The organism is Streptomyces sp. AK02-01A (assembly GCF_033795305.1).
Lineage (GTDB): Bacteria > Actinomycetota > Actinomycetes > Streptomycetales > Streptomycetaceae > Streptomyces.
This window is the reverse complement of sequence record NZ_JARBAE010000001.1, coordinates 372,757-398,380: the sequence shown is the minus strand read 5'-3', so window position 1 is coordinate 398,380 and position 25,624 is coordinate 372,757. Positions and strand designations below refer to the sequence as shown.

The 25,624-nt window shown below is 68.9% G+C and carries 18 protein-coding genes and 1 pseudogene; 1 reads left to right on the top strand and 18 read right to left on the bottom strand.

Annotation, left to right across the window (positions count from 1 at the left end; all coding sequences use genetic code 11):
- Window positions 1-11: 11 nt before the first annotated feature.
- From PV679_RS01665 to PV679_RS01635, 7 genes are all read right to left on the bottom strand, one after another.
- A complete protein-coding gene (locus PV679_RS01665) occupies window positions 12-1,517 on the bottom strand; it encodes a bifunctional cytidylyltransferase/SDR family oxidoreductase (protein ID WP_319678357.1) in 1,506 nt (501 codons plus the stop codon).
- Window positions 1,518-1,914: 397 nt separating this feature from the next.
- Window positions 1,915-3,351: a GTPase ObgE gene (gene obgE / locus PV679_RS01660; protein ID WP_319678355.1), complete on the bottom strand. Its 1,437-nt coding sequence runs from the start codon at window positions 3,349-3,351 to the stop codon at window positions 1,915-1,917.
- 120 nt (window positions 3,352-3,471) lie between these two features.
- Window positions 3,472-3,726 carry a 50S ribosomal protein L27 gene (rpmA, locus tag PV679_RS01655; RefSeq protein ID WP_030352365.1) on the bottom strand — a complete coding sequence of 85 codons (255 nt, stop codon included), beginning with the start codon at window positions 3,724-3,726 and terminating at the stop codon, window positions 3,472-3,474.
- A gap of 14 nt (window positions 3,727-3,740) precedes the next feature.
- Window positions 3,741-4,061 (bottom strand): 50S ribosomal protein L21, encoded by a 321-nt coding sequence (gene rplU / locus PV679_RS01650; RefSeq protein ID WP_030352366.1) that lies wholly within the window; start codon window positions 4,059-4,061, stop codon window positions 3,741-3,743.
- 269 nt (window positions 4,062-4,330) lie between these two features.
- Window positions 4,331-8,293 (bottom strand): Rne/Rng family ribonuclease, encoded by a 3,963-nt coding sequence (locus PV679_RS01645; protein ID WP_319678354.1) that lies wholly within the window; start codon window positions 8,291-8,293, stop codon window positions 4,331-4,333.
- A gap of 231 nt (window positions 8,294-8,524) precedes the next feature.
- Entirely contained in the window at window positions 8,525-9,349 is an 825-nt protein-coding gene (locus PV679_RS01640; protein WP_319678353.1) for a TIGR03936 family radical SAM-associated protein, read from the bottom strand.
- 412 nt (window positions 9,350-9,761) lie between these two features.
- On the bottom strand, window positions 9,762-10,295 hold the full coding sequence (locus PV679_RS01635; protein ID WP_319678352.1) for a GNAT family N-acetyltransferase: 534 nt from the start codon (window positions 10,293-10,295) through the stop codon (window positions 9,762-9,764).
- Window positions 10,296-10,476: 181 nt separating this feature from the next.
- On the opposite strand from PV679_RS01635, the gene PV679_RS01630 reads away from it, so the two are divergent.
- On the top strand, window positions 10,477-12,051 hold the full coding sequence (locus tag PV679_RS01630) for a recombinase family protein (protein WP_319678351.1): 1,575 nt from the start codon (window positions 10,477-10,479) through the stop codon (window positions 12,049-12,051).
- Window positions 12,052-12,062: 11 nt separating this feature from the next.
- Here the strand turns inward: PV679_RS01630 and PV679_RS36105 are convergent.
- The 11 genes and pseudogenes from PV679_RS36105 to folC all read right to left on the bottom strand — a co-directional run.
- Window positions 12,063-12,434: pseudogene (locus tag PV679_RS36105) on the bottom strand (helix-turn-helix domain-containing protein); the annotation flags it as partial.
- Between the two features lie 407 nt (window positions 12,435-12,841).
- Complete coding sequence (locus PV679_RS01620) at window positions 12,842-14,770, bottom strand: TIGR03960 family B12-binding radical SAM protein (RefSeq protein WP_319678350.1); 1,929 nt, start codon at window positions 14,768-14,770, stop codon at window positions 12,842-12,844.
- 52 nt (window positions 14,771-14,822) lie between these two features.
- Entirely contained in the window at window positions 14,823-16,379 is a 1,557-nt protein-coding gene (locus PV679_RS01615) for a CYTH and CHAD domain-containing protein (protein WP_319678349.1), read from the bottom strand.
- An 87-nt stretch (window positions 16,380-16,466) separates the two neighbouring features.
- On the bottom strand, window positions 16,467-17,666 hold the full coding sequence (rodA, locus tag PV679_RS01610) for a rod shape-determining protein RodA (protein WP_319678348.1): 1,200 nt from the start codon (window positions 17,664-17,666) through the stop codon (window positions 16,467-16,469).
- A 3-nt stretch (window positions 17,667-17,669) separates the two neighbouring features.
- On the bottom strand, window positions 17,670-19,829 hold the full coding sequence (gene mrdA / locus PV679_RS01605) for a penicillin-binding protein 2 (protein ID WP_319678347.1): 2,160 nt from the start codon (window positions 19,827-19,829) through the stop codon (window positions 17,670-17,672).
- 85 nt (window positions 19,830-19,914) lie between these two features.
- Window positions 19,915-20,583: a rod shape-determining protein MreD gene (gene mreD / locus PV679_RS01600; RefSeq protein ID WP_319678346.1), complete on the bottom strand. Its 669-nt coding sequence runs from the start codon at window positions 20,581-20,583 to the stop codon at window positions 19,915-19,917.
- Window positions 20,584-20,594: 11 nt separating this feature from the next.
- Entirely contained in the window at window positions 20,595-21,608 is a 1,014-nt protein-coding gene (mreC, locus tag PV679_RS01595; RefSeq protein WP_319678345.1) for a rod shape-determining protein MreC, read from the bottom strand.
- Between the two features lie 184 nt (window positions 21,609-21,792).
- The gene (locus PV679_RS01590; protein WP_319678510.1) at window positions 21,793-22,812 is read right to left on the bottom strand and encodes a rod shape-determining protein; all 1,020 of its coding nucleotides are present in this window, start codon (window positions 22,810-22,812) and stop codon (window positions 21,793-21,795) included.
- Window positions 22,813-23,065: 253 nt separating this feature from the next.
- The gene (gene ndk, locus PV679_RS01585) at window positions 23,066-23,479 is read right to left on the bottom strand and encodes a nucleoside-diphosphate kinase (protein ID WP_319678344.1); all 414 of its coding nucleotides are present in this window, start codon (window positions 23,477-23,479) and stop codon (window positions 23,066-23,068) included.
- Window positions 23,480-23,629: 150 nt separating this feature from the next.
- On the bottom strand, window positions 23,630-24,001 hold the full coding sequence (locus tag PV679_RS01580; protein WP_319678343.1) for a DUF4233 domain-containing protein: 372 nt from the start codon (window positions 23,999-24,001) through the stop codon (window positions 23,630-23,632).
- 4 nt (window positions 24,002-24,005) lie between these two features.
- The gene (gene folC, locus PV679_RS01575; protein WP_319678342.1) at window positions 24,006-25,520 is read right to left on the bottom strand and encodes a bifunctional tetrahydrofolate synthase/dihydrofolate synthase; all 1,515 of its coding nucleotides are present in this window, start codon (window positions 25,518-25,520) and stop codon (window positions 24,006-24,008) included.
- Window positions 25,521-25,624: the final 104 nt, after the last annotated feature.

The following is a 25,624-nucleotide window of genomic DNA, read 5'->3' as shown; positions in this document are numbered from 1 at the left end:
AGCGAGAATTATTACACATCTTCCTGACGATCCAGTACGGCGGCGAGTGCCTGCTCGAAATCGGACGCCTCGGAGGCACCGCGTGTCGGGTCCTGCTGCCGTACGTCGATGACATGCCCGGTCAGCTCGGAGAGCAGCACATCGAGCGAGGTCCTGGCGACCGCCTCGGAGGAAAGCAGCGATCCCTCCGGCTCCTGGCCGAACGCCTTGGTGCGCATAGGAGTGGCGGTGCGCTCGGGATTCACACAGTTCACCCGGATGCCCTCGCCGGCCCATTCGTCGGAGAGAGCCTGGGTGAGGTTCACCATGGCCGCCTTCGTCGACGAGTAGAGGCTGTACTCGGCGCGCCCGCGCGTGTAGCTGCTGGAGGTGTAGAGCAGGAGCTGGCCCTTCGTCTCGACCAGGTACTTGTAAGAGGCGCGCGCGATCTGCACCGGCGCCAGATAGTTGACGTTCAACGCCTCCTGGATGGTGGTGTTGTCCGTCTCGGCCAGCTTGCCGATGCGCAGCACGCCCGCGGTGTTGATGACGTAGTCGATCCGGCCGGTCTCGCCGTAGGCGCGGGACAGCGCGTCGTCGACATGCTCGGGGTTCTCCACATGCGTGCCGGTGGTGGAGCGGCCCAGCGCGTAGACCTTGGCACCGAAGGACTCGGCGAGCTGGGCGATGTCCGCGCCGATGCCGTACGAACCACCGAAGACGACCAGGGTCTTGCCCGTCAGCAGCTCACGGTAGGCGTCCTCGGAGGACTGCTGCGGAGCGGCGGCGGAGGCGAGCTGGAAGAGCTTGTCGGCGATGAAGACATCGACCGGCTGAGTCACCTTCATGTTGTACTCGTCGCCGGCGACCACATGGATCGGGACGTCCGGCAGATACTTCAGCACGACCGAACAGTCGTCGGTGGCCTGGAAGTTGGGATCGCCCGCGGCCACCTCGTAGGCCCTGCGGATGGTGGAGAGCTTGAACGCCTGCGGAGTCTGGCCGCGCCGCAGCCGGGACCGGTCCGGCACATCCGTGATGAACTCGCCGTCGCCGCCGTGCGTACGGGTCACGATGATCGTGTCAGCGGACGGAATGGCCACGTCCACGGCCTGGTAGCGGTCCAGCGCGTCCACACAGTCCTTGATCACACGCTGCGAGAGCAGCGGGCGCACGGCGTCATGGAACAGTACGTTCCGGTCCTCGCCCTCGGCCAGTCCCTCACCCAGCGCGGCGATGGCGCGCTCGGTGGTCTCGTTCCGTGTCGAACCGCCCTCGATGACCTTGCTGACCTTGGCCAGTCCGGCCTTGGTGATGATCTTCTCCACGTCGGGCACATAGCCCGGGGCCATCAGCACGATCACATCGTCGATCGAGCCGGCCTGCTCGAAGATCGACAGCGTGTGCTCGATGACCGCCTTCCCCGCGATCTTCAGCAGCTGCTTCGGGATCGACAGCCCCACCCGCTGACCGGTACCGCCCGCCAGGACGACAGCGGTGGTGCGGGGCTTCACGGGCGACGCGGGAGTTGCAGACACAGAACTGACCTACCTTGCGGGCTCAGAGGATGTAGCGATGGTCCCACCCGTGGCAATCCTCTCGCAAGGTGGACCACAACCGGGCGACACCAGCGCGCAACCCCTGATTCACCTGCGAAGACCAGTGCACCGATGGTGCGGGGCCGGGAGTCGTACGTGAAGGACACCACACAAGATTCACGTCGGAGCACCGGGGGTCCCAGATGAGAGGGTACGCAATGTCACACGTCAGTCACCGGACGCCACAACGGCGACGGGCGGCCACGGCACAAGGCCATGACCGCCCGTCGGCGATGCGATGTCCGCCAGACCCCGGCCAAGCGCCGGCCTCTGGCCAAGGGCGGTCCGGCACAGCCCAAGGGCGGTCCGGCGCAGCCCAAGGGAGGTCCGGCGCAGCCTAGAACGCCCTGAACTCGTCGTACTCCCGCTGCGCCTCGTCGTGTTCGGCGTCCCGGTCCCTGCGGCGCTGTGCCGCCGGGCGCGGCGCCTCCAGGCGGTGGTCCTCGCCACGGCGTCCGAGCATCTCCGCGCCCGCCGTCATCGTCGGCTCCCAGTCGAAGACGACCGCCTCCTCCTCGGGACCGATGGCCACGCCGTCACCGGACCTGGCGCCGGCCTTCATCAACTGGGCCTCGACACCGAGCCGGTTGAGCCGGTCCGCGAGATAGCCGACGGCCTCGTCGTTGCTGAAGTCGGTCTGCCGGACCCAGCGCTCCGGCTTCTCGCCGCGCACCCGGTAGATCCCGTCCTCCTCCAGAGTGACGGTGAAGCCCGCGTCGTCGACGGCCTTCGGACGGATGACGATCCGGGTCGCCTCCTCCAGCGGCTTCTCCGCGCGGGACTTCGCGATGATCTCCGCGAGCGCGAAGGACAGCTCCCTGAGCCCGAGATGGGCCACGGCCGAGACCTCGAAGACGCGATAGCCGCGCGCCTCCAGCTCGGGCCGGATCATCTCGGCGAGATCCTGGCCGTCCGGGATGTCGACCTTGTTGAGGACGACAACGCGCGGACGGTCGTCGAGACCGCCGTACAGCGTGAGCTCCTCCTCGATCACATCGAGGTCGGAGACCGGGTCGCGGTCCGACTCCAGCGTGGCCGTGTCCAGGACATGTACGAGGACGGAGCAGCGCTCGACATGGCGCAGGAACTCCAGACCGAGGCCGCGGCCCTGGCTGGCGCCCGGGATCAGGCCCGGGACGTCCGCGATGGTGTAGACGGTGGAACCGGCGGTGACCACGCCCAGGTTCGGGACCAGCGTGGTGAAGGGATAGTCCGCGATCTTCGGCTTGGCGGCGGAGAGCACGGAGATCAGCGAGGACTTCCCGGCGCTCGGATAGCCCACCAGCGCCACATCGGCGACCGTCTTGAGCTCCAGGACGACATCACCGCCGTCGCCGGGCTCACCGAGCAGCGCGAAGCCGGGCGCCTTGCGGCGGGCCGACGCCAGCGCGGCATTGCCCAGTCCGCCACGGCCGCCTTCCGCGGCGACATAGGTGGTGCCCTGGCCGACCAGGTCGGCGAGGACATTGCCCCGCTTGTCGAGGACGACCGTGCCGTCCGGTACCGGCAGGACCAGGTCCTGGCCGTCCTTGCCGGAGCGGTTGCCGCCCTCGCCCGGCTTGCCGTTGGTGGCCTTGCGGTGCGGCGAGTGGTGATAGTCGAGCAGCGTGGTCACCGACTGCTCGACGACCAGGATCACATCGCCGCCACGGCCGCCGTTGCCGCCGTCGGGTCCGCCGAGCGGCTTGAACTTCTCCCGGTGTACGGAGGCGCAGCCGTGGCCTCCGCTACCCGCGGCGACATGCAGCTCGACGCGGTCCACGAAGGTGGTCATGGGGATTGCCTCCAGTACATACGGAAATGTCTTACCTGCAACACGCGAAAGGCGGACCCGCTTCCCGTCACCGGGAAGTGAGGTCCGCCCTCGCGAAGAAAACGTTCTACGGCTGCCTGATCAGGCGACCGGAACGATGTTCACGACCTTGCGGCCACGGCTGGTGCCGAACTCCACCGCGCCGGCGTTCAGCGCGAACAGCGTGTCGTCGCCGCCACGGCCGACGCCGGAGCCCGGGTGGAAGTGGGTGCCGCGCTGGCGGACCAGGATCTCACCGGCGTTGACGACCTGACCGCCGAAGCGCTTCACGCCGAGCCGCTGAGCATTGGAATCGCGCCCGTTCCGAGTGGACGATGCGCCCTTCTTGTGTGCCATGTCTTCTCAGTCCCTTACTTCGCAGCCGCGGGGATACCGGTGACCTTGATCGCCGTGTACTGCTGGCGGTGACCCTGGCGACGGCGGTAGCCCGTCTTGTTCTTGTAGCGAAGGATGTCGATCTTCGCGCCCTTGTGATGGTCCACGATCTCAGCCGTGACCTTGATGCCGTCCAGCACCCACGGGTCGCTGGTGACGGCTTCGCCGTCGACCACGAGCAGGGTCGAGAGCTCGACCGTGTCGCCAACCTTGGCGGTGGGAATCTTGTCAACCTCAACGATGTCGCCGACAGCAACCTTGTGCTGGCGACCACCGCTGCGCACGATGGCGTACACGCGGATCTCACTCTCGCTCGGAACGGAACTCCTGATGCCAGCCGCTCGCACGGGCCGGGGCCCATGGCGATCCTGACAGGACGAGCGGCCTCCCCCGGAAATCCGGGAGGTGGGTGCTCAGGAGTGGGCGCGCATTGGAACACGCCGAAGGTTTAGAGTACGGGGCCGCTGTCCAGGGGGTCAAACCAGGTCCCTGACGGCGAACGGACCGGGCCCGCCGTCCGGACCCGGAATCCCGGGTCCGGACGGCGGGCCGCCGCCGAAGGTGCTCAGTCCTCCGTGGAGGCCGTGACGCCGGACGGCGTCTGCTGCTCGGCCGCCGCGGTCTTCTTCGCCGCCGACTTGGTCGTCTTCTTGGCGGTCGTCTTCTTCGCCGCGGTCTTCTTGGCCGTCGTCTTCTTGGCGACCGTCTTCTTCGCCGTGGCCTTCTTGGCGGTCTTGCGGACCGTCTTCTTGGCCGGCGCGGACGCCTCGGCGCCGTCGGACGGCTCGTCCTGTACGGCCGCCTCGGCGGACTCGTCGGGCTTCGCCGACGCCACCACGACGACCGCCGCCTCCTCGGCGCCCACGGGCGCTCCGGCCGGCGCGGTGACCTTGCGGGTGACCCGGCGACGGGCCCGCGGCGGAGCCACGGCCGGCGCCTCCTCGGCGACGGGCACCTCGGCCACGGCCGGCTCCGGCGCGACCGGCTCCGGCACGGCCTCGGGCTGTACGGGCAGGACCACCTCGGCGTCCGATGCCTCGACCGCCTTCGGCGAACCGGCCGGAGCCGTCGCCTTGCGCGTGGCACGGCGACGCGTACGGCCCCTGGGAGCCGCCTCGTCCGCCACAGGCGCCTCCGGCTCCGGCTCGGCGGCCGGAGCCGCGACCGGTGCCTCGAAGGGCTTCTCGGCGACGGCAGCCTCCGTCCTGCTCTCGGGCTCGGCGGTCCTCGGCGCGCCGGCCGGGGCCGACGCCTTGCGCGAAGCCCGGCGGCGCGAGCGGCCACGGACAGCCGCCTCGGCCTCCGCCACGCTGCTGAACAGCTCCTCGTCCGGCGCGAACTCCGGCTCGGGCAGCGCCAGCGGAGCCGCCGCCTCGGCCGCGACCTCGGCCTCGGACTCCGCCGCGATCGAGATGTACTCGTGGTCGTGATCGTGCTCGGTGCCGAGGTCCTGACCGCCGTCGGCCTCGTGCCCGTGGTCCGTACCGGCGGAGCCGCCACGGCCGCGCTTCTTGGCGCGCTTGCCGTTGCCACCGCCACCGGCCGCCGTGGGCTGTTCCATGTGGACGATCACACCGCGGCCGTTGCAGTGCACACAGGTCTCGGAGAACGACTCCAGCAGACCCTGGCCGACCCGCTTACGGGTCATCTGGACCAGGCCCAGCGAGGTGACCTCGGCGACCTGGTGCTTCGTACGGTCCCGGCCCAGGCACTCCAGCAGTCGCCGCAGCACCAGATCCCGGTTGGATTCCAGCACCATGTCGATGAAGTCGATGACGACGATGCCGCCCAGGTCGCGCAGCCGGAGCTGGCGCACGATCTCCTCGGCCGCCTCCAGGTTGTTCCTGGTGACGGTCTCCTCCAGGTTTCCGCCCTGGCCGGTGAACTTCCCGGTGTTGACGTCGACCACGATCATGGCCTCGGTCTTGTCGATCACCAGCGAACCACCGCTCGGCAGCCAGACCTTGCGGTCCAGCGCCTTCATGAGCTGCTCATCGATGCGGTAGGTCGCGAAGACATCGACCTCGCTCGTCCACCGCTGGAGCCGGTCCGACAGATCCGGTGCGACATGCGCCACATAGCCGTGGATGGTGCCCCACGCCTCGTCGCCGCTCACGATGACCTTGGAGAAGTCCTCGTTGAAGATGTCGCGGACGACCCGGACGGTCATGTCGGGCTCACCGTAGAGAAGGGTCGGCGCGTTGCCCGTCTTCGCCTTCTTCTTGATGTCCTCCCACTGCGACTGGAGCCGCTCGACATCCCGGCGCAGCTCGTCCTCGCTGGCGCCCTCCGCGGCCGTACGGACGATGACGCCCGCGTCCTCGGGAACGATCTTCTTGAGGATGGTCTTCAGCCGGGCCCGCTCGGTGTCGGGCAGCTTGCGGCTGATGCCGGTCATCGAGCCCTCGGGCACATAGACCAGATAGCGGCCCGGCAGCGACACCTGGCTGGTCAGACGCGCGCCCTTGTGGCCGATCGGGTCCTTCGTCACCTGGACGAGCACCGACTGGCCGGACTTGAGCGCGGTCTCGATCCGGCGCGGGCCATTGGCCATGCCCAGCGCCTCGAAGTTCACCTCACCGGCGTACAGGACGGCGTTGCGTCCCTTGCCGATGTCGACGAAGGCGGCCTCCATGGACGGCAGTACGTTCTGCACCTTGCCCAGGTAGACATTGCCGACGTAGCTGGTGGCCTGCTCCTTGTTGACGTAGTGCTCGACGAGCACATTGTCTTCGAGCACGCCGATCTGGGTGCGCTCGCCGTGCTGGCGGACGACCATCACACGCTCGACGGCCTCACGGCGGGCGAGGAACTCCGCCTCGGTGATGATCGGCACCCTGCGGCGGCCCTGCTCGCGTCCCTCGCGGCGGCGCTGCTTCTTGGCCTCCAGCCGGGTCGAGCCCTTGATCGACTGGACCTCGTCGACGCCGGTGCCCGGCTCGGTGTCCCGGCCGTCCCTGGTCTCCTTGGCACGCCGCTCCCGAGGCTCGCGCACCTTGACGACCGTGCGCTCCGGGTCGTCCGTGCCGGTCTCGGCCTCGGAACCGCCGTCACCACTGCGACGGCGACGGCGACGGCGGCGACGGCTGCTGGAGGAACCGGCGCCCGAGGAAGCCTCGATGTCGTCGTGGTCCTCGTCGTCCGCGTCGTCCGCGTCCGCTTCGTCCTCGTCGGCGCGGCCGGTGGACTCCTCATGCTGCTCGTCCGTGGTGTCCTCCGCGTCCGCGGACTCGCCACGGCGACGGCGTCGGCCACCACGGCGGCGGCGCCGCGACGGGCGGTCCTCGTACTCGGCGGCCTCGTCCGACTCGGCGGACTCGTCGGCGTCGCCGGACTGCTCAGCCTCGGCGTCGATGTCGGTGTCGGACTCGGCGTGGTCCTGCCGGTCCTGTCGCGGCGCCTCTTCGGCGGCCGGCGCGGCCTCGACGGGCTCGGCCTCGCCACGGCGGCGGCGCCGGCGGCGGCCGGCGGGCTCCGGCACGGCGACGGGCTCGGCCGCTGCCGTGATCTCGGTCTCGTCCTCCGCGTCCTCGTCCGTGTCGGTGTCCCGGACGGAGACGGCGGCAGCCGCGGCGGCGGCCGTCTCGGGCGTCTGGAACATCGGCTCGGTGAAGACCGGCGCCTGGAAGACGGCCAGAGCGGGCCGGGTCGCACGGCGGCGCGAACGCTCCGGTGCCTCGGCCTCCTTCTCCCTGGCCTGCTCCGGCACCGACCGGGTCGCGGGCTCGGCGCTCTGGTCGGTGGTGGTGGCCCTGCGGCGCGTACGGCCACGAGTGGCGGCCTTCTCGGCGGCCTGGACCTCCGTCTCGTCGGCGGTGATCTGCGCGACGGAGTCCTGCGGGAGCTTCTCGCCCGCGGCGGACGCGTTCTCGTCGGTCTCCGGCGCACCGGCGGGCGCGGTGGCCCTGCGGGTGGCGCGGCGGCGAGTACGGCCTGCGGAGGCCGTCGAGGCCGTGGCCTCCTCGGCCTGGCTCTGTGCGGTCGCGGCCGGGGCCTCGACGGCGGCCGGGGCCTCCACGGCCTCGGCCGGCTCGGCGGTGACCTCGGGAGCGGCGACCTTACGGGTGGCACGACGGCGCGCACGCGGCGCGGCGGGCTCTTCCGTCACAGGCGTCTCGGCCGTCACCGATGACTCGGCGGCGCTCTCGCCGCTCGCCTCGGTCACCGGTGCGGTGGCCTTGCGGGTGGCGCGACGGCGGGTACGAGGAGCGGGCACGGCCTCCTCGGCCGGACTCTCCTCGGCGGTGGTCTCGACGGCCGCCGGCTGCTCGGCGGTCACCTCGGGAGCCGCGGCCTTGCGTGTCGCACGACGGCGTGCGCGCGGCGCCGGTACCTCTTCGGCCACCGCCGCTTCGGCGGGCTCGGCAGCCGTGGCGTCGCCGGCCTTCGCGCCGTCCGTGGTCCCGGCGGGCGGGCCCGCCGGACGAGACGCGGCGCGGCGCCTGCGGCGCGGCGGCAGCGTGTCGCTGGGTGTGTTGTTGTCTTCGTCGGTGGTCCCGGGTGTACCGGGTTCGGTGGGCTCAAGCATGCGGGCGGTTCTCCCGTCACGCTCCCGGGCGCCGCGCCTGATTCCGGTCCGGCCGCGGCCCGCGCAGTGCGCGAATGCCGCCGTCCGGGGCGCGGGCGCCGCACGGGAGCTGTTATGTCTGGCTCGCCGGTTCCCTACGCGATGTACGTACGGCCTGGCGAAAGTCTTCTGTCAGTGCGCTGCCCGACCCAGGTGGCTCCCGAGTGCCAGGGCTGCGCTACAACGACCGCCCTACGCGGTACCCGCACCTTCCGGCGCCTTCGCGGCGGCGGGTCCGGCACCCTTGAGGGCGGCCATGACTGCCTCGCGGTCGGGCGCGAGCGGGTCGGTCACCGTGCCGGACTCCTCGTCGAAGAGCCCCTGCGCCAGCCTGGTCACCGCAGCGGGGACCGGCGGCGCCAGGTCGGCCACAGCTCGGAGACCGGACAGGACGTCGTCGGGCCGGACGGCAGGTGTCACGTGCCGAACAACCAGCCGCAGTATCGCACAGGGCCCGTCCCCGGGCCTATTGATGGCGGCGGAGGGCCCTGCTCCAGAGGAGTCGGCGCCTTCCGCGGACCGCGGATCGACGGTCCGCAGACCGGCCACCGCACTCCGTGCGTCGAAGGTCCGCAGACCGTTCTTCGTACGGCGTTCGACCTCGACCGTCTCGGCGGCGAGGAACGCGGCCACGGCGCGTGCGGCCTCTTCCTGATCGACGCCGTCCAGCCGCAGCTCCCAGACGGAAGCGGTCAGCCGGTCGGCGAGACCGGATGTGCGGGCCTCGACGGCGTCGATGATGTCGAGGCCGTCCGGCAGTGACTCGTCGAGCAGCTCGCGCAGTGTGCCGGGGTCGCGCGCCTCCGCCAGGGCGATCTCCAGAAATTCGGCCTCACTGCCCGTGCCGGTGGGTGCGGCATTGGCGTACGACACCTTGGGATGCGGGGTGAACCCCGCCGAGTACGCCATCGGCACCTCGGCGCGGCGCAGCGCCCGCTCGAAGGCGCGCTGAAAATCACGGTGGCTGGTAAACCGGAGGCGGCCGCGCTTGGTGTAGCGCAGTCGGATGCGCTGCACCGCCGGTGCGGGCGGCGGGCCTTCGGGCTGTCGCTTGCCCAGTGGTTCTTCTCCTCGGTGCGGGGCGGTACGCGCTGACGCGCCGCCCTCGGACGTGCGGGCGACCCCGGTTCCCGGGCTCAGCCCCGCTTCTGCAAGGAGATCTCGGGTGCGGGCTCCGCACCGGGGACGATCGTTGTACTACCCAGAGTACGCGCCCGGCGCACCATTGGTTCCACAGGTCGGGCACGCTGGGTGAGTCCGTCGGCCGCCGGCAGGCATCCGCCGGTGGGCCTGTCCAACCGATTCCCACGCCGGCGGCGCCGAAACCCGGGCCGTGCCGGACCGGCGTACACACGCCGCTGTGCGTTTGACTCGTCAACGCGCGGGACGGTGCGGCGCATTCCGGGCGGCCGGACCGGCGACGGAACGCTCAGCGGCCCGTTCTTATCCAGAAGCGCAGCTTTCCGCCGCGCTCGTCCTCCAGGACGCCGCCGACCGCCTCGATCACCTTGCGCGAGGGCGTGTTGGTGGTGTCACAGGTCACCAGGACCGCGTCGATACCGAGTCCGCGGGCGACGGGCAGCGCCTTGGCGAGCATGGCCGTCGCATGGCCCTGTCTGCGGGCGGTGGGGCGCACGGCGTAGCCGATGTGGCCGCCCAGTTCGTACAGGAACGGGTTGAGCCGGTGGCGGATGGCGAGGCGGCCGAGGAAGGTGTCGTCCTCGACGTACCAGAGCGTGGTGTTGGGGACCCAGCCCTCGATGCGTGGGGTCTCCTCAAGAGGCTCGGCGTTCAGCCGGTCCACATAGCCGGCGAAGACCTCGGGCCGGTGCCATATGGAGGCGTACTCCTCCATCTCGTGCACAAGCAGTGCCCGCTCGCCGGCGCCCTCTTCGATGAACTCCTTCATCGCGTCGAGGAAGGAGGCGTGGACCCGGACATCGGGAGCGATGAACTGCGGCATCACGCCATTGTGCCTCCGCGCGACCGGGCCCGGCCATGGATTTCGTCCTTGACCGGGCCCGGCGGCGATGTCACTTCACGGTGAGCGGCAGAAGCTTCTTGCCGGTGGGTCCGATTTGGATGGAGGTGTCGAGCTGCAGACAGATGGATACATGGCTAAATCCATAGCTACTCTCCGAGCCATGAAGACGTACGACATCGAAGCCGAGTGGACTCCCTCGGACCTGGCTCTACTGGCTGAGCTGGAGAGGACGGAGGCTCTGCTTCCTGAGGATGCGCCGCGCGCTCTGCTCTCCATCCGCCTGTCCGTACTCACGGAGGACACCACCTCGCCGGTGCGGCAGGAACTCGACCTTCGCCTACTGGCCCGAGACAAGGGGTACCGCGTCGTCGGCGTCGCTTCCGATCTCAACGTCTCGGCAACAAAGGTTCCACCGTGGAAGCGGAAGGAACTCGGCGAGTGGCTGAACAACCGATCCCCCGAGTTCGATGCTCTGCTCTTCTGGAAGCTCGACAGGTTCATCCGCCGCATGTCGGATCTCTCCACCATGATCGAGTGGTGCCAGCGGTACGGAAAGAACCTGGCCTCGAAGAACGACTCGATCGACCTTGAATCCACTGTCGGCCGAATGATGGTCACGCTCATCGGGGGCATCGCCGAGATCGAAGCGGCGAACACATCGACCCGCGTCGCTTCGCTCTGGGACTACACGCGGACTCAGGACGCATGGTTCGTCGGCAAGCCTGCCTATGGCTACGTGACGACGAAGGCGAACGGAAGATCGGCCCTCGCTATCGAGGCCGACGCGTACAAGGCGCTGCACTGGGCTCACCGCATGGCGCTTCGGGGAGTCTCCGCCCGGCGCATGTCTCTGTGCCTCATCCGCTCTGGGCTCATGTCCAAGGGGCTCACCACGGCAACTCTCCTTCGACGTCTTCGCAACCCGGCGCTCATGGGATACCGGGTCGAGGAGAACAAGAACGGCGGCGTACGCCGCTCGAAGCTGATCCTCGGACACGACGGCAAACCGATCAGGGTGGCTCAGGCGATCTTCACCGAGGACGAGTACAACGCACTCCAGGAGGCCATCGACCGGCGCGGCAAGAACCAGCCTCAGCGTCAGACACACGGCGCGACGCAGTTCCTCGGCGTCCTGGTCTGCGCCGACTGCACGTCAAACATGGTGGTTCATGTGACGACCAACAAGTTCGGCCAGTACCGGTACCTCCGGTGCCAGAAGTGCAGGAGCGGGGGGCTCGGCGCACCGGACCCACAGGGTGTGTACGACGTGCTGGTGGGCGACGTACTGCGGGTGCTCGGCGACTTCCCCGTGCAAGTACGCGAGTACGCGCAGGGGGCTGAGGCTCGCGCCGAAGTGAAGCGGCTCGAAGAGGCCATCGCCTACTACATGAAGGGACTTGAGCCGGGAGGCCGCTACACGAAGACGCGGTTCACTCAGGAGCAGGCAGAGAAGACGTTCGACAAGCTCTCGGAGGAACTGAGCGCGATCGATCCCGAGACCACGCAGGACAGATGGACCCTGATCCACAACGGCAAGACGTTCCGTGAAGCATGGGAGTCCGGAGGCATGGAGGTCATGGCCGAGGACCTCCGCCGCGTCGGCATTACATGCGAGGTCACGCGGACCAAGGTCAAGGGCGTGCGTGCACCCTCTGTGCATCTGCGTCTGAAAATTCCCCGTGACGTACGCGAACGGCTCGTCATCAAGAGCGACGACTTCGCAGCCAAACTCTGACAGCAAGGACATGGCATGACGTTCGAGGCGTACACGCGAAAGGAGCGGGTCCGCTGGTACAGCGGGACAGTCTGCTTATGGACCCGCCGCATCCCGTCGCGATGGATCTGCCGCCACTCCACGTACATCGACTCTGCGTTTCGAGACGCGGCGATCAGGTCGGCTGCGTGATCGTCGGCCCCGCATGCAGCGCACCAGGCGCGGATGTCTGCGTCCGAGGGTGGCGTCTTGCCCCGCGCGATCCGGGATGACTTCGACTTGTGCCAGCCACACCGAGCGGCCAGCTCATGCCCTGTCAGGCCAGCGTCTTGCATGAGGCCCTGCAAGCGGGCAGCCACAGCGGCTCGCGCCGCTTGGGAGCTGGAGAGTGGAGAGGAAGGCATGAGCTGACCGATCTCCGGACTCTGGATCTTTACCGACGAACCGTAAGGCCATGGCGTCCCTCCCCGTCGAGCGCGTTGCGCCTGGTTGCACGACCTTCACTCTGTCGGAATCTGGGGGTCAAGAGGGCGTGTTCACCCTGGTCCAAGCGGAAGCCGGTGCCGTTCGTCGATGCCATGAAAAAGGCGCCCGGACCTGTACGGCCCGGACGCCTCTCATGCCTACACCCACTCCACGGCAGAGACGATGCTCGCGTCTCGCCGAGGGTCAGGGAGCGGCGTACGCCGCGATGGGCGAGGAGCCTGCTCACGCTCCTTCGCTCCGAGCCCTCGAAGCATCTCTGCACGCTCCGCCTCGGTCATGGAGGCAAGTGTCTCAGCGATCCGCCGGACGGCATCCGCGCTGGTCACTACGGCTTCTTGACCGTCAGCGGGAGCATCTTCTTACCGCTCTCGCTCAGTTGTGGCCATGTGTCGAACTGCGGACAGACACCACAGTCGAAGCACGGCGTCCAGCGGCAGTCCTCGACCTCGGTCTCGTCGAGCGAGTCCTGCCAGTCGTCCCAGAGCCAGTCCTTGTCGAGGCCGGAGTCCAGGTGGTCCCAGGGCAGCACCTCTTCGTAGGTGCGCTCACGCGTCGTGTACCAGGCGACGTCCACACCGAAGTCCGGCAGCGTCTTCTCGGCGCAGGCCATCCACCGGTCGTACGAGAAGTGTTCACGCCAGCCGTCGAAGCGGCCGCCGTCCTCGTAGACCGCGCGGATGACCGCGCCGACGCGCCGGTCGCCGCGGGACAGCAGTCCCTCGACGATGCCGGGCTTGCCGTCGTGGTAGCGGAAGCCGATCGAGCGGCCGTACTTCTTGTCGCCGCGGATCTTGTCGCGCAGCTTTTCCAGCCGGGCGTCGGTCTCCTCGGCGCTGAGCTGCGGCGCCCACTGGAACGGCGTGTGCGGCTTGGGCACGAACCCGCCGATGGACACCGTGCAGCGGATGTCGTTCTGTCCGGACACCTTGCGGCCCTCGGCGATGACCTTGACGGCCATGTCACCGATCTGGAGGACGTCCTCGTCGGTCTCGGTGGGCAGACCGCACATGAAGTACAGCTTCACCTGCCGCCAGCCGTTGCCGTAGGCCGTGGAGACCGTACGGATCAGGTCCTCCTCCGAGACCATCTTGTTGATGACCTTGCGCAGGCGCTCGGAGCCGCCTTCGGGTGCGAAGGTCAGACCGGAGCGGCGGCCGTTCCTGGTCAGCTCGTTGGCGAGATCGACATTGAAGGCGTCGACCCGGGTGGACGGCAGAGACAGGCCGATCTTGTCCGCCTCGTACCGGTCGGCGAGCCCCTTGGCGATGTCGCCGATCTCGCTGTGGTCGGCCGAGGACAGCGAGAGCAGGCCGACCTCCTCGAAGCCGGTGGCCTTCAGGCCCTTCTCGACCATCTCGCCGATGCCGGTGATGCTGCGCTCGCGCACCGGACGGGTGATCATGCCGGCCTGGCAGAAGCGGCAGCCGCGCGTGCAGCCGCGGAAGATCTCCACGGACATCCGCTCATGGACGGTCTCGGCGAGCGGGACGAGAGGCTGCTTCGGATACGGCCACTCGTCGAGGTCCATGACGGTGTGCTTGGACACCCGCCACGGCACTCCGGAGCGGTTCGGTACGACGCGGCCGATGCGGCCGTCCGGGAGGTACTCCACGTCGTAGAAGCCCGGCACGTATACGCCACCGGTCCTGGCGAGGCGGAAGAGGACCTCCTCGCGCCCGCCGGGACGGCCCTCGGCCTTCCAGGCGCGGATGATCTCGGTGATCTCCAGGACGGCCTGTTCGCCGTCGCCGATGACCGCGCAGTCGATGAAGTCCGCGACGGGCTCCGGATTGAAGGCCGCGTGTCCGCCCGCGACCACGATCGGATGGTCGACCGTCCGGTCGCGCGACTCCAGCGGGATGCCCGCCAGATCGAGCGCCGTGAGCATATTGGTGTAGCCGAGCTCGGTCGAGAAGCTCAGACCGAACACGTCGAAGGCACCGACCGGCCGGTGCGAGTCGACGGTGAACTGCGGCACCTTGTGCTCGCGCATCAGCTCTTCGAGGTCCGGCCAGACGCTGTAGGTGCGCTCGGCGAGCACGCCCTCGCGCTCGTTCAGCACCTCGTAGAGGATCATGACGCCCTGGTTGGGCAGACCGACCTCGTACGCGTCGGGATACATGAGCGCCCAGCGGACGTCGCAGCTCTCCCACGGCTTGACGGTGGAGTTGAGCTCACCGCCGACGTACTGGATCGGCTTCTGCACATGCGGGAGCAGGGCTTCGAGCTGCGGGAAGACCGAATCGGCAGGCATCACGGCGATCTTTCGTGGCTGACAGGGGTGACCATCCAGCCTACCCCGGTGTTCAGCCGGTCAGCGCCGCCCGCCATTTCCGCGCGGACGTCCGCGCCCACACCTCCGGCAGCTCCCGTTCGCGGCCGGCGCCGCGCGCCTCCTCGCGGCCGTGGAGCAGTCCCCAGGTGAACGCGGACTCGCCGGCCGCGTGGGCCTTGACGGCGATTGTCCGCAGCGTCTCCCGGGCCACCACGCTGTCCTGGTGGTCGCCGAGGACGTTCTGCACGGCCTTGGTCCGCTTGGCGAACCGCTTGGCGGGCTTGCCCAGAGCGGGCCTGGCCGCCTCGGCGGCGTACCGGACGCGCTTGGCGGCCTTGCGGGCGTTGTGCAGAGCGATGTCCCGGTCCTGGCCCGGCGGAAGGCTCAGCGCGCGCTCGACCCTGGCCGCCAGCCGGTCGTAGTCCTTCAGGATCGCCTTGGGCAGCACCTCCGTCGGCGGCCCGCCGGCGGCCGGCCGCAGCGGCGGGTCGGCGAGCAGCGCGTCCAGCGTGTTCAGCAGCGCGAGATACCGCTCGCTGTCGAGGACGGCGAGGGTCCTGTTCCGTGCTTCGGTCCGCAGAGCGGCGTCCCAGATCTGGAGCCGGGCGCGCACGGGGCCGAGAAGCAGCGTCTCGGGGATCGCGTCGAGCTCCTGTCGCAGCCGCCGGTTGAGGACCTCGTGGTCCCGGCTGACGCCCAGTTCCGCCGCGAGCCAGGTCAGCTCTTCGGCGATCGGCGCGGTGGCGGAGCGGTCGAGGACCTTGCGGTACGTACGGAAGGCCGAGCGCATCCGGCGGCAGGCGACCCGCATCTGGTGCACGGAATCCGGCAGATCGCGGCGGACGGCGGGATCCTGTGTGACGATCGCGTCGGCCTGGGCCCGCAGATAGGCCAGCACATGGTCCCCGGCGGTGGCCGGCTCGGCACGCTTCGTCTTCTTCCCGGCCGTCTTCGCGCCGTCGGACCGATCGGACGGCCGCGCGCCCAGTGCCCTGCCCAGCTTCGAGCTCCAGGACGCCGGTCGCAGTCCCGCCTCGCGGAGCCTCTTCTCCACCTCGTCCAGGAGCGCGGGGTCGGCGTCGTCGGCCAGCTCCACCTCCACTTCGGTCCAGGAGGTGGTGGCGGGGTCCGCGGTGAGGCGCTCCGCGCGGACGGTGTCGACGCTCACCTCGGCGAGCAGCGCGCCTTTCGCGTCGAGCAGCTCGCTGATGTCACGGGAGGACAGCAGACGCACGACAGGGACCAGTTCGGCGTCGCGGATATGGGAGCGCAGCAGTCCGGACAGCTCGTCCGGGACGGTGTCGGCGAGCGGCGCCTGGATCTCGTCGCGGATGCCGGTGGACACCGGGAACTTGAGATGCCAGCCCTCGTCGGCGCCGCCCTCTCTGCGGCGCAGCGCGAGGGAGCCGGCGGAGAGCCGCAGATCGGTGGTGTCGTAGTAGACGGCGTCGAGCTCCACCACGCCGCGGCCGGCGACGGCCGAGACTCCCTTGACGCCGTTGAGGTCCGGCAGTCCGGGCTGGTCGCCGCCCTTGGGACGCTCGGGGAGTTCGTACTTCCGCTCGATCTCTCGCTTGGTGTCCGCCATATAACGAACCTAACCGGAAGGACGAGGTCTAATCACCGCAACGCATCGCCGGACCGCCATGTGGCGGTCCGGCGACGGTGGGATTCATCAGGCCGACAGCGGCCGCTGCACCTTGATGGACTGGAGTAGTCCCACGGCGATCCAGACGGCGAACATCGATGTGCCGCCGTACGACACGAAGGGCAGCGGCAGACCCGCCACCGGCATGATGCCGAGGGTCATGCCGACGTTCTCGAACGACTGGAACGCGAACCAGGCGATGATTCCGGCCGCGACGATCGTGCCGTACAGCTCGGTCGTCTCCCGGGCGATCCGGCAGGCGCGCCACATGACGACACCGAGCAGCACCAGGATCAGACCGGCGCCGACAAATCCCAGTTCCTCGCCCGCGACCGTGAAGACGAAGTCGGTCTGCTGCTCGGGCACGAACTGTCCGGTGGTCTGCGAGCCGTGGAAGAGCCCGGTGCCGGTGAGGCCGCCGGAGCCGATCGCGATACGCGCCTGGTTGGTGTTGTAGCCGACACCGGCCGGGTCGAGCTCCGGATTGGCGAAGGCCGCGAAGCGGTTGATCTGGTACTCGTCGAGCACTCCGAGCGCCGCGACCGTGACGGCTCCGATCGCGCCGGCGAGGACCAGGCCGAAGACCCAGCGGTTGGAGGCGCCGGAGGCGAGCAGCACGCCGAGCACGATGACGACCATGACCATCACCGAGCCGAGGTCCGGCATCAGCATGACGATCACCATCGGAATGACCGCCACGACCAGGGACTTGGCGACGGTCCGGTGGTCCGGATGGGCCTGGTCACCGGCGTCCACCCGGGCGGCCAGGATCATCGCCATGCCCAGGATGATCGTGACCTTCACGAACTCGGAGGGCTGGAGCGAGAAGCCGCCGCCGATGACGATCCAGGCGTGGGCGCCGTTGATGGTGGCGCCGAGCGGTGTGAGGACCAGCACGACCAGCAGTACGGAGAGTCCGTACAGCACCGGCACCGCGCCGCGCAGCGTGCGGTGTCCGAGCCAGATCGCGCCGACCATCAGGGCGAAGCCGATGCCGGTGTTGAGGAGATGGCGGAGCAGGAAGTAGTACGGGTCGCCCTGGTTGAGCTGGGTGCGGTTACGGGTCGCGGACCAGACCAGCAAGGAGCCGAGGAGGGAGAGCGCCAGTGCCGAGAAGAGCAGCGGCCAGTCGAGTCTGCGCGCCAGTGAGTCGCGGGCCGCGAGCCGCGCCCACGTACCGCGTCGCGGGCCGTATCCGGAGATGGTGAAGCCACCTGTGCCGGCCATGGTTCAGTCCCTCCGCGCGGGCGGGCCCGCGAGCACCTGGGGGTCTTCCGGGTTCTTCGGAGGCTCGTACGGCTTGATCTCCGGCGCCTCGATCTGGCCGTCGGGCTCGATCTTGGGCAGTGTCGTGCGCGGCTCGGGCATCAGGGCCTTCTTCAGGTCCTGGTTGCCCTTCTTGTCCAGGCCGTACATCGCTTCGTAGATATTGCGGACGGCGGGACCCGACGCTCCGGATCCCGTACCACCCTGGGAGATCGTCATGACGATCGTGTAGTCCCTGGTGTACGAGGCGAACCACGAGGTCGTCTGCTTGCCGTAGACCTCGGCGGTACCCGTCTTGGCGTGCATCGGGATCTTGTCCTGCGGCCAGCCGCCGAACCGCCAGGCGGCGGAGCCACGGGTCGCCACGGCCGCGAGGGCCTCGTCGATCTGGTCGCGCGTCTTCGCGTTCATCGGCAGCTTGCCGTGCGACTTGGGCGCGATCTCTTCCACCTGCTTGCCGTCGGCGCTGATGATCGCCTTGCCGACGACCGGGTTGTAGAGGGTGCCGCCGTTGGAGATCGCGGAGTAGATCGTGGCCATCTGGATCGGAGTGACGAGCGTGTCGCCCTGGCCGATCGAGTAGTTCACGGAGTCACCGGCGCGCATCCGGTCGCCTTCGAGGCAGCCTTCGTAGGCGAGCCGCTGGACGTAGGTGCCGCCCTTCTTGCCCTGCCTGCACCAGGAGTCCTTGTTGGCTGCCCAGAAGCTCTTCTTCCACTGACGGTCCGGGATGCGTCCGGTGACCTCGTTGGGGAGGTCGATACCGGTCTCCTTGCCGAGGCCGAACTGGTGGGCGGTGCGGTAGAACCAGTCCTTCGGGTGCTTGGGCTTCATACCACCGTCCTTCATCCACTCCTTGTGCGCGATGCCGTAGTAGACGGTGTCGCAGGAGACTTCGAGGGCCTTGCCGATGGAGATGCTGCCGTAGCCGCGGGACTCGAAGTTCTGGAAGACCTGGCCGCCGACGGAGTACGAACTGGGGCACGGGTAGTTGCCGTTGAAGTCGTATCCGGCGTTGACCGCGGCGGTCGACGAGACGACCTTGAAGATGGAGCCGGGAGCGGCCTGGCCCTGGATGGCCCGGTTGAGCAGCGGGAAGTTGGACTTCTTGCCGGTGAGCCGGGCGTAGTCCTTGGCGGAGATGCCGCCGACCCAGGCGTTCGGGTCGTATGTCGGCTGCGAGGCCATCGCGACGACGCGGCCGGTCTTCGCCTCCATGACGACGACGGCGCCGGAGTCCGCCTTGTAGTGCGTGCCGGTGTTGCGGTCCATCTCCTTGCGTGCGGCCTTCATCGCCCCGTTGAGCTCGTACTCGGCGACGGCCTGGACACGTGCGTCTATCGAGGTGACGACATTGGCGCCGGGCTGGGCGTCGTCGCTGCGCGCCCGGCCGATGACCCGGCCGAGGTTGTCGACCTCGTAGCGGGTGACTCCGGCGTCTCCGCGAAGCTGCTTGTCGTAGGTGCGCTCAAGGCCCGACCGGCCGACCTGGTCGGAGCGCAGAAACGGCGAGTCGGTGTCCTGGGCCTTGGTGATCTCCTCGTCGGTGACGGGCGAGAGATAGCCGAGGACCTGGGAGGTGTTGGCCAGACCGGGCGCGGGATAGCGGCGTACGGCGGTGGGCTCGGCCGTGATGCCCGGGAAGTCCTCGGCGCGCTCGCGGATCTGGAGGGCCTGCTGTGTGGTGGCCTCGTCGGTGACCGGGATCGGCTGGAAAGGCGAACCGTTCCAGCAGGGCTGTGGCGTCTTCGCGTCGCAGAGCCGGACCTTGTCCATCACGTCTTTGGGCTTCATGTCGAGGACATCGGCCAGCCGGGCCATGACGGCCTTGCCGTCGTCCTCCATCTTCATCAGCTCGGTGCGGCTGGCGGAGACCACGAGCCGGGTCTCGTTGTCGGCCATCGGGACACCGCGCGAGTCGAGGATCGAGCCGCGCACGGCCGGCTGGACGACCTGCTGGACATGGTTGTTCTTGGCCTCGTCCGTGTACTCCTGGCCGTTGCGGATCTGGAGGTACCAGAGCCGGCCGCCCAGGGTGAACAGCAGGGAGAAGACGAGGACCTGGATGACGACGAGACGGATCTGGACCCGGGAGGTCCGCCCGGTCTCCGGGATGTTGCTCACTGCGCGCCCCCACGAGTGGTACGGCCGGAAAATGGGCGGGCCGTACGCGGAGGCGTCTCCGCGCCGGCCGCCGGGTACTGCGGACTCACAGTCGCTTGACCCCCTTGATACGTCCGGCCCGCGCCGCGCGGTTACGGGCGGCACGGATCCGCAGCGCGCCGCGCTGGCCGCCGATCCGCAGACCCGTGCCGCTGGCGAGCCAGCCGCCCGCGATGTCGGAACCGTTGCTGCTCTTCGGTTCGGCGAAAGGATCGTTCTCGGCTCGTCTCGCCAGCCACATGACCACCGGCACGGTGAACGGCGCGAGCAGCAGATCGTAGAGCGCGGCCGTGAACAGCAGGCTGAAGAGGCCGACATGGCGGGCGGCGGTGTCTCCGACGAGTGCGCCGACCAGCGCGTACAGCAGCGTCGTGCCGACCGCCGCGACAACGACCAGGACCATCGGGCGGAACGCCGATTTGAGCTGGCCCTTCTCGGGACGGGAGAGGCCCGCCAGATAGCCGATCACAGAGAGCACCAGGGCGTACCGCCCGGCGGCGTGGTCGGCGGGCGGGGCCAGATCGGCCAGCAGGCCGGCCCCGAAACCGATGAGCGCGCCGCTCACGGGCCCGTACACAAAGGCCAGCGCGAGGACGACGAGCAGCATCAGATCGGGCACGGCGCCGGGGAGCTGAAGGCGGGAGAGAACAGACACCTGGATGACCAGGGCCACCACGACCAGCGTGGTCGAGAGCAGCATCCGGTTGAAGCGCATGGGGATCAGCTCTACTCCAGATCGTCGTCTTGGTCAGTGCCGGTGGCGGCGTCGTTGGCGCCGGCATCGGCGTTGGCATCGGCGTTGGCATCGGCGTTGGCATCGGCGCCGGTGTCCGGCGACGGACTGACCGTGACGGTGACGGTGGGCGTGGGAACGGGCTTGGACTTGGGCGGCAGGACCGTGTCGCGCGGGTCCTCGCGAGGCGCGACGACGACGACACCGACGAGGTCGAGCTTGGTGAAGCCGACAAACGGGCGTACGTAGATGGTCCTGGTGAGGTCGCCGCCGGACGGGTCGACCCGGACGACCTCGCCGACCGGGACGCCGGGCACGAAGGGCTTGTCCCTGCTGGAACCGAAGGTGACCAGCCGGTCGCCCTTCTTCACCCTGGACTTGCCGTTGAGAAGCTGGACGGAGAGCGGACGGTCGCCCTGGCCCGTGGCGAAGCCCAGTTCGTCGGTCTTCTCCATTCGGGTGCCGACGGTGAAGTCCGGGTCGTTGGCCAGCAGTACGGTCGCGGTGTGCGGGCCGACGGTGGTGACCCGGCCGACCAGGCCCTCACCGTTGAGGACGGTCATGTCGCGCTTGATGCCGTCGTTGGCGCCGATGTCGATGGTGATCGTCCAGGAGAAGCCCTGGGCCGCTCCTATGGCGATGACCTCGGCGCCCTTGATCCCGTACTGACCGGCGCCCGCTTTCGCGAGCATGGCGTCGAGTTCGCGCACCCGGTTGCGGTTGCGGTCGTCGCTGCCGAGCCGCTGTTTGAGCGCGGCGTTCTCCTGTTGCAGCACGCTGATGCGGTCGTGCCGCGCACCGGAATCCCTTATGGCTCCGATGACATTGCCGACCGGGTTGACCGCGGACGCGACGCCGTCCTCCACCGGACCGAAAAACGTCGCGGCGGCCCGCCGCGCGCCTTCGACCGGGGATTCATCACCACCGCGGATATCCACCGTGATCAGTGCGAACGCGATGGCGATCAGCAGCACCAGGAGCAAACGGCTCTCTCGTGTGTCCCTCACGTGCGGCGGCCGTGCCTTCCTCGTAGGAATGATTCTGCTTGTCTATCAACGCTCCGCCGTACGGGGATGCATGGCCCCATACCCGGGATCCCGCCAGGCCGGAGACTCCGGAAGTGTGGCAGAGGTCCCGCCCGGCCCTACTTCGGGACCACACTCAAAAGGACAGCGGACCGGTGCCATCGCGTCACCGCCGGGGCTGCGCGTCCAGCACCTGCTGAAGCGCCTCGAACTCCTCGACACACTTACCGGATCCGAGCGCGACGGAGTCCAGCGGGTCCTCGGCGATATGGATGGGCATACCGGTCTCCCGGCGCAGCCGCTCATCGAGACCGCGGAGCAGTGCGCCACCGCCGGTGAGCACGATCCCACGGTCCATCACATCGCCGGAGAGCTCCGGCGGGCACTTGTCGAGCGTGGTCTTCACGGCGTCGACGATCGCGTTGACCGGTTCCTCGATGGCCTTGCGGACCTCGGCCGCGGAGATGACCACGGTCTTCGGCAGGCCGGAGACCAGGTCACGGCCGCGGATCTCGGTGTGCTCGTCATTGTCGAGGTCGTACGCCGAGCCGATGGTGATCTTGATGCTCTCGGCGGTCCGCTCACCGAGAAGGAGCGAGTACTCCTTCTTGATGTGCTGGATGATCGCGTTGTCCAGCTCGTCACCGGCGACGCGGATGGACTGTGCCGTGACGATTCCTCCGAGCGAGATCACGGCGACCTCGGTGGTACCGCCGCCGATGTCCACCACCATGTTGCCGGTGGCCTCGTGGACGGGAAGCCCGGCGCCGATCGCCGCGGCCATGGGCTCTTCGATGATGTGCACCTGGCGTGCGCCGGCCTGGGTGGACGCCTCGATGACGGCGCGGCGCTCGACACCGGTGATGCCCGACGGCACACAGATGACGACCCGCGGACGGGCCAGATAGCGGCGCTTGTGGATCTTCAGGATGAAGTAACGCAGCATGCGCTCGGTGATTTCGAAGTCGGCGATCACGCCGTCCTTCAGTGGCCGGACGGCAACGATGTTGCCCGGTGTCCGGCCGATCATCTTCTTCGCTTCGGCGCCGACCGCGAGAATGCCGCCAGTGTTGGTGTTGATGGCGACCACGGACGGCTCGTTGAGTACGATCCCCCGGCCCCTGACGTACACCAGCGTGTTGGCGGTCCCGAGGTCGACAGCCATGTCACGGCCGATGAACGACATGTTGTTCCCCATGAGGATGCGTCTGGCCTTCCCAAATCGAGCGTTGACGGCTTTTCAGGATGGCGAAGTGGGTGCTTTGGCTTGGAGGCTTCCATCGTAGTGCCGCCTGCACGGCGGCGGCGCGGTGGCCCGCCTCAGTAAGGGTGACGATGCGTTGGACCGATGCGTTCCCGGAATTGGCCCGCATATGCCCAAAGGCGACCGAATTACTTCGGTCGCCTCAGGCGGACAGCGCCGTTCGGCTGACTCTCGGTCAGGAAAGACCCGGAAAGAAAAGCTTGAGTTCCCGAATGGCGGACTCTTCCGAGTCCGAAGCGTGGATGAGGTTCTCCCGGACGATGGTGCCGAAGTCCCCCCGGATGGACCCGGGCGCTGCGGCGATCGGGTCAGTCGGACCGGCGAGCACGCGGACACCTTCGATGACCCGCTCGCCCTCGACGACGAGCGCGACGACCGGGCCCGAGGCCATGAACTCGACCAGCGGCTCGTAGAAGGGCTTGCCCTTGTGCTCGCCGTAGTGCTGCTCCAGCGTCTCCTGGTCGAGCGTGCGCAGCTCCAGCGCGCTGATCGTCCAGCCCGCCTTGCGCTCGATACGGCCGATGATCTCGCCCACGAGTCCGCGCCGGACGGAATCCGGCTTCAGGAGGACGAGAGTGCGCTGGGTCATGGTGTGCGGCTCCTTGCAGGCAAAAACGGTGCGGTGGTGTGAGGCTACCGGGAGCCGCCGGGCCCTCGGCACCCGGACCACGGCTCACCGGCGAGCGGCGCCGGGCACCGCCGGACGGGCACCGGAGCCGCCGCCCGTACCGGGCCCCTTCTACTGCGCCTGGGCCTGGGCCTCGGCCTGCGCCTGCGCCTGCGCCTGCGCGGCCCAGCGTGCCTTCGCCTCGTCGACCTTGCGGCCGTAGTGCACCGAGGCCCACCACAGTCCCGCGAAGGCCGCGCCGAGGAAGAACATCACCGGCACCACGAAGCCGCTCGCGATCAGCGCGATCTGGAGCGCCCAGCCGAGCTGTACGCCACCGGGGCGCGTGATCATCCCGCAGAGCAGGACGGACAGCAGCATGGCCACACCGCAGACCGTCCAGACCGTGCCCATCGACAGGTCGTCCGACTTCATCGCGACCAGTCCGGCGAACCCGATGACGAAGAACTCGCCGAGAAGAGTGGAAGCACAGAGCGTACGCATCGGTTCAGGACCTCCTCAGCAGCAGCCGGGCCTCGCCGACCGTGATCACCGAGCCGGTCACCAGCACACCTGCGCCCGCGAACTCGGCCTCCTCCTCGGCGAGCGTGATCGCCGCCTCCAGCGCGTCGTCGAGACGCGGCTCGACCTGGACCCGGTCGTCGCCGAAGACCTCGACGGCGATCGTGGCCAGCTCGTCCGCGTCCATCGCGCGATGGCTGGAGTTCTGTGTGACGACCAGCTCCGCGCAGATCGGCTCCAGCGCCTCCAGGACGCCACGGACGTCCTTGTCGTCGCTGGCGCCGACCACTCCGATCAGCCGGCTGAAGCCGAACGACTCGGTGATGCCGTCGGCCGCCGCGCGGGCCCCGGCCGGGTTGTGCGCCGCGTCCAGCACCACGGTCGGCGACCGCCGTACGACCTCCAGCCGGCCCGGCGAGGAGACCGTGGCGAACGCCTTGCGGACCGTGTCCATGTCCAGCGGACGGGCGTGCTGGGCGCCGATACCGAAGAACGCCTCCACGGCGGCGAGCGCCACCGCCGCGTTGTGCGCCTGGTGCGCGCCGTACAGCGGAAGGAAGACCTGCTCGTACTGTCCGCCGAGGCCGCGCAGGGTCAGTAGCTGGCCGCCGACCGCGATCTCCCGGTCGACGACACCGAACTCCATGCCTTCGCGGGCGACCGTCGCGTCCACCTCGACGGCCTTCTTGAGCATCGCCTGAGCGGCGTCCACCGGCTGCTGCGCCAGGATCACCGTCGATCCCGGCTTTATGATCCCGGCCTTCTCCACGGCGATCTCACCGGGCGTGGAGCCCAGCCGGTCCACATGGTCCAGCGCGATCGGTGTGATGACCGCGACGGACCCGTCGATGACATTGGTCGCGTCCCAGCTACCGCCCATGCCGACCTCGACGACGGCCGCGTCCACCGGCGCGTCCGCGAAGGCCGCGTACGCCATGCCGGTCAGCACCTCGAAGAAGGAGAGCCGGTGCTCCTGCGCGCCGTCGACCATCTCGACATACGCCTTGATGTCGTCGTACGTCTCGATGAACCGCTCGGCGGAGATCGGAGCGCCGTCCAGACTGATCCGCTCGGTGACCGACTGGACATGCGGGCTGGTGTAGCGGCCGGTGCGCAGCTCGAACGCGCCGAGCAGTGTCTCGATCATGCGCGCCGTGGACGTCTTGCCGTTGGTGCCGGTGATGTGGATCGAGGGATAGGCGCGCTGCGGATCACCGAGCACATCCATCAGCGCCTGGATCCGCTCGATGGACGGGTCGAGCTTTGTCTCGCCCCACCGTCCCGCGAGGTCCTGCTCCACGGCGCGCAGCGCTCTGTCCACCTCCGGATCCTCCGGACGGCCCGGAACGTCGTCGGCCGCCGACGGTCCGGCCTGGGCGCGCAGAGTACGGCTGCCGGCCTCGATCACCGCCAGGTCGGGATCACGGTCGGTCTCGGCGCCGACGATCTCATCGAAATCGTCGTACTCGCCGGGCTGGTCGGAAGGACGGTGCTCGCTCACGTGGCCAGTCTACGGAGCGGCGCCGACACCCTTGCCGCGCCGTCCTTCCCCACGCTCGTCCGGTACGCCGGTCCGTTCACTCGTACGGACGATTCTGGCCGTGA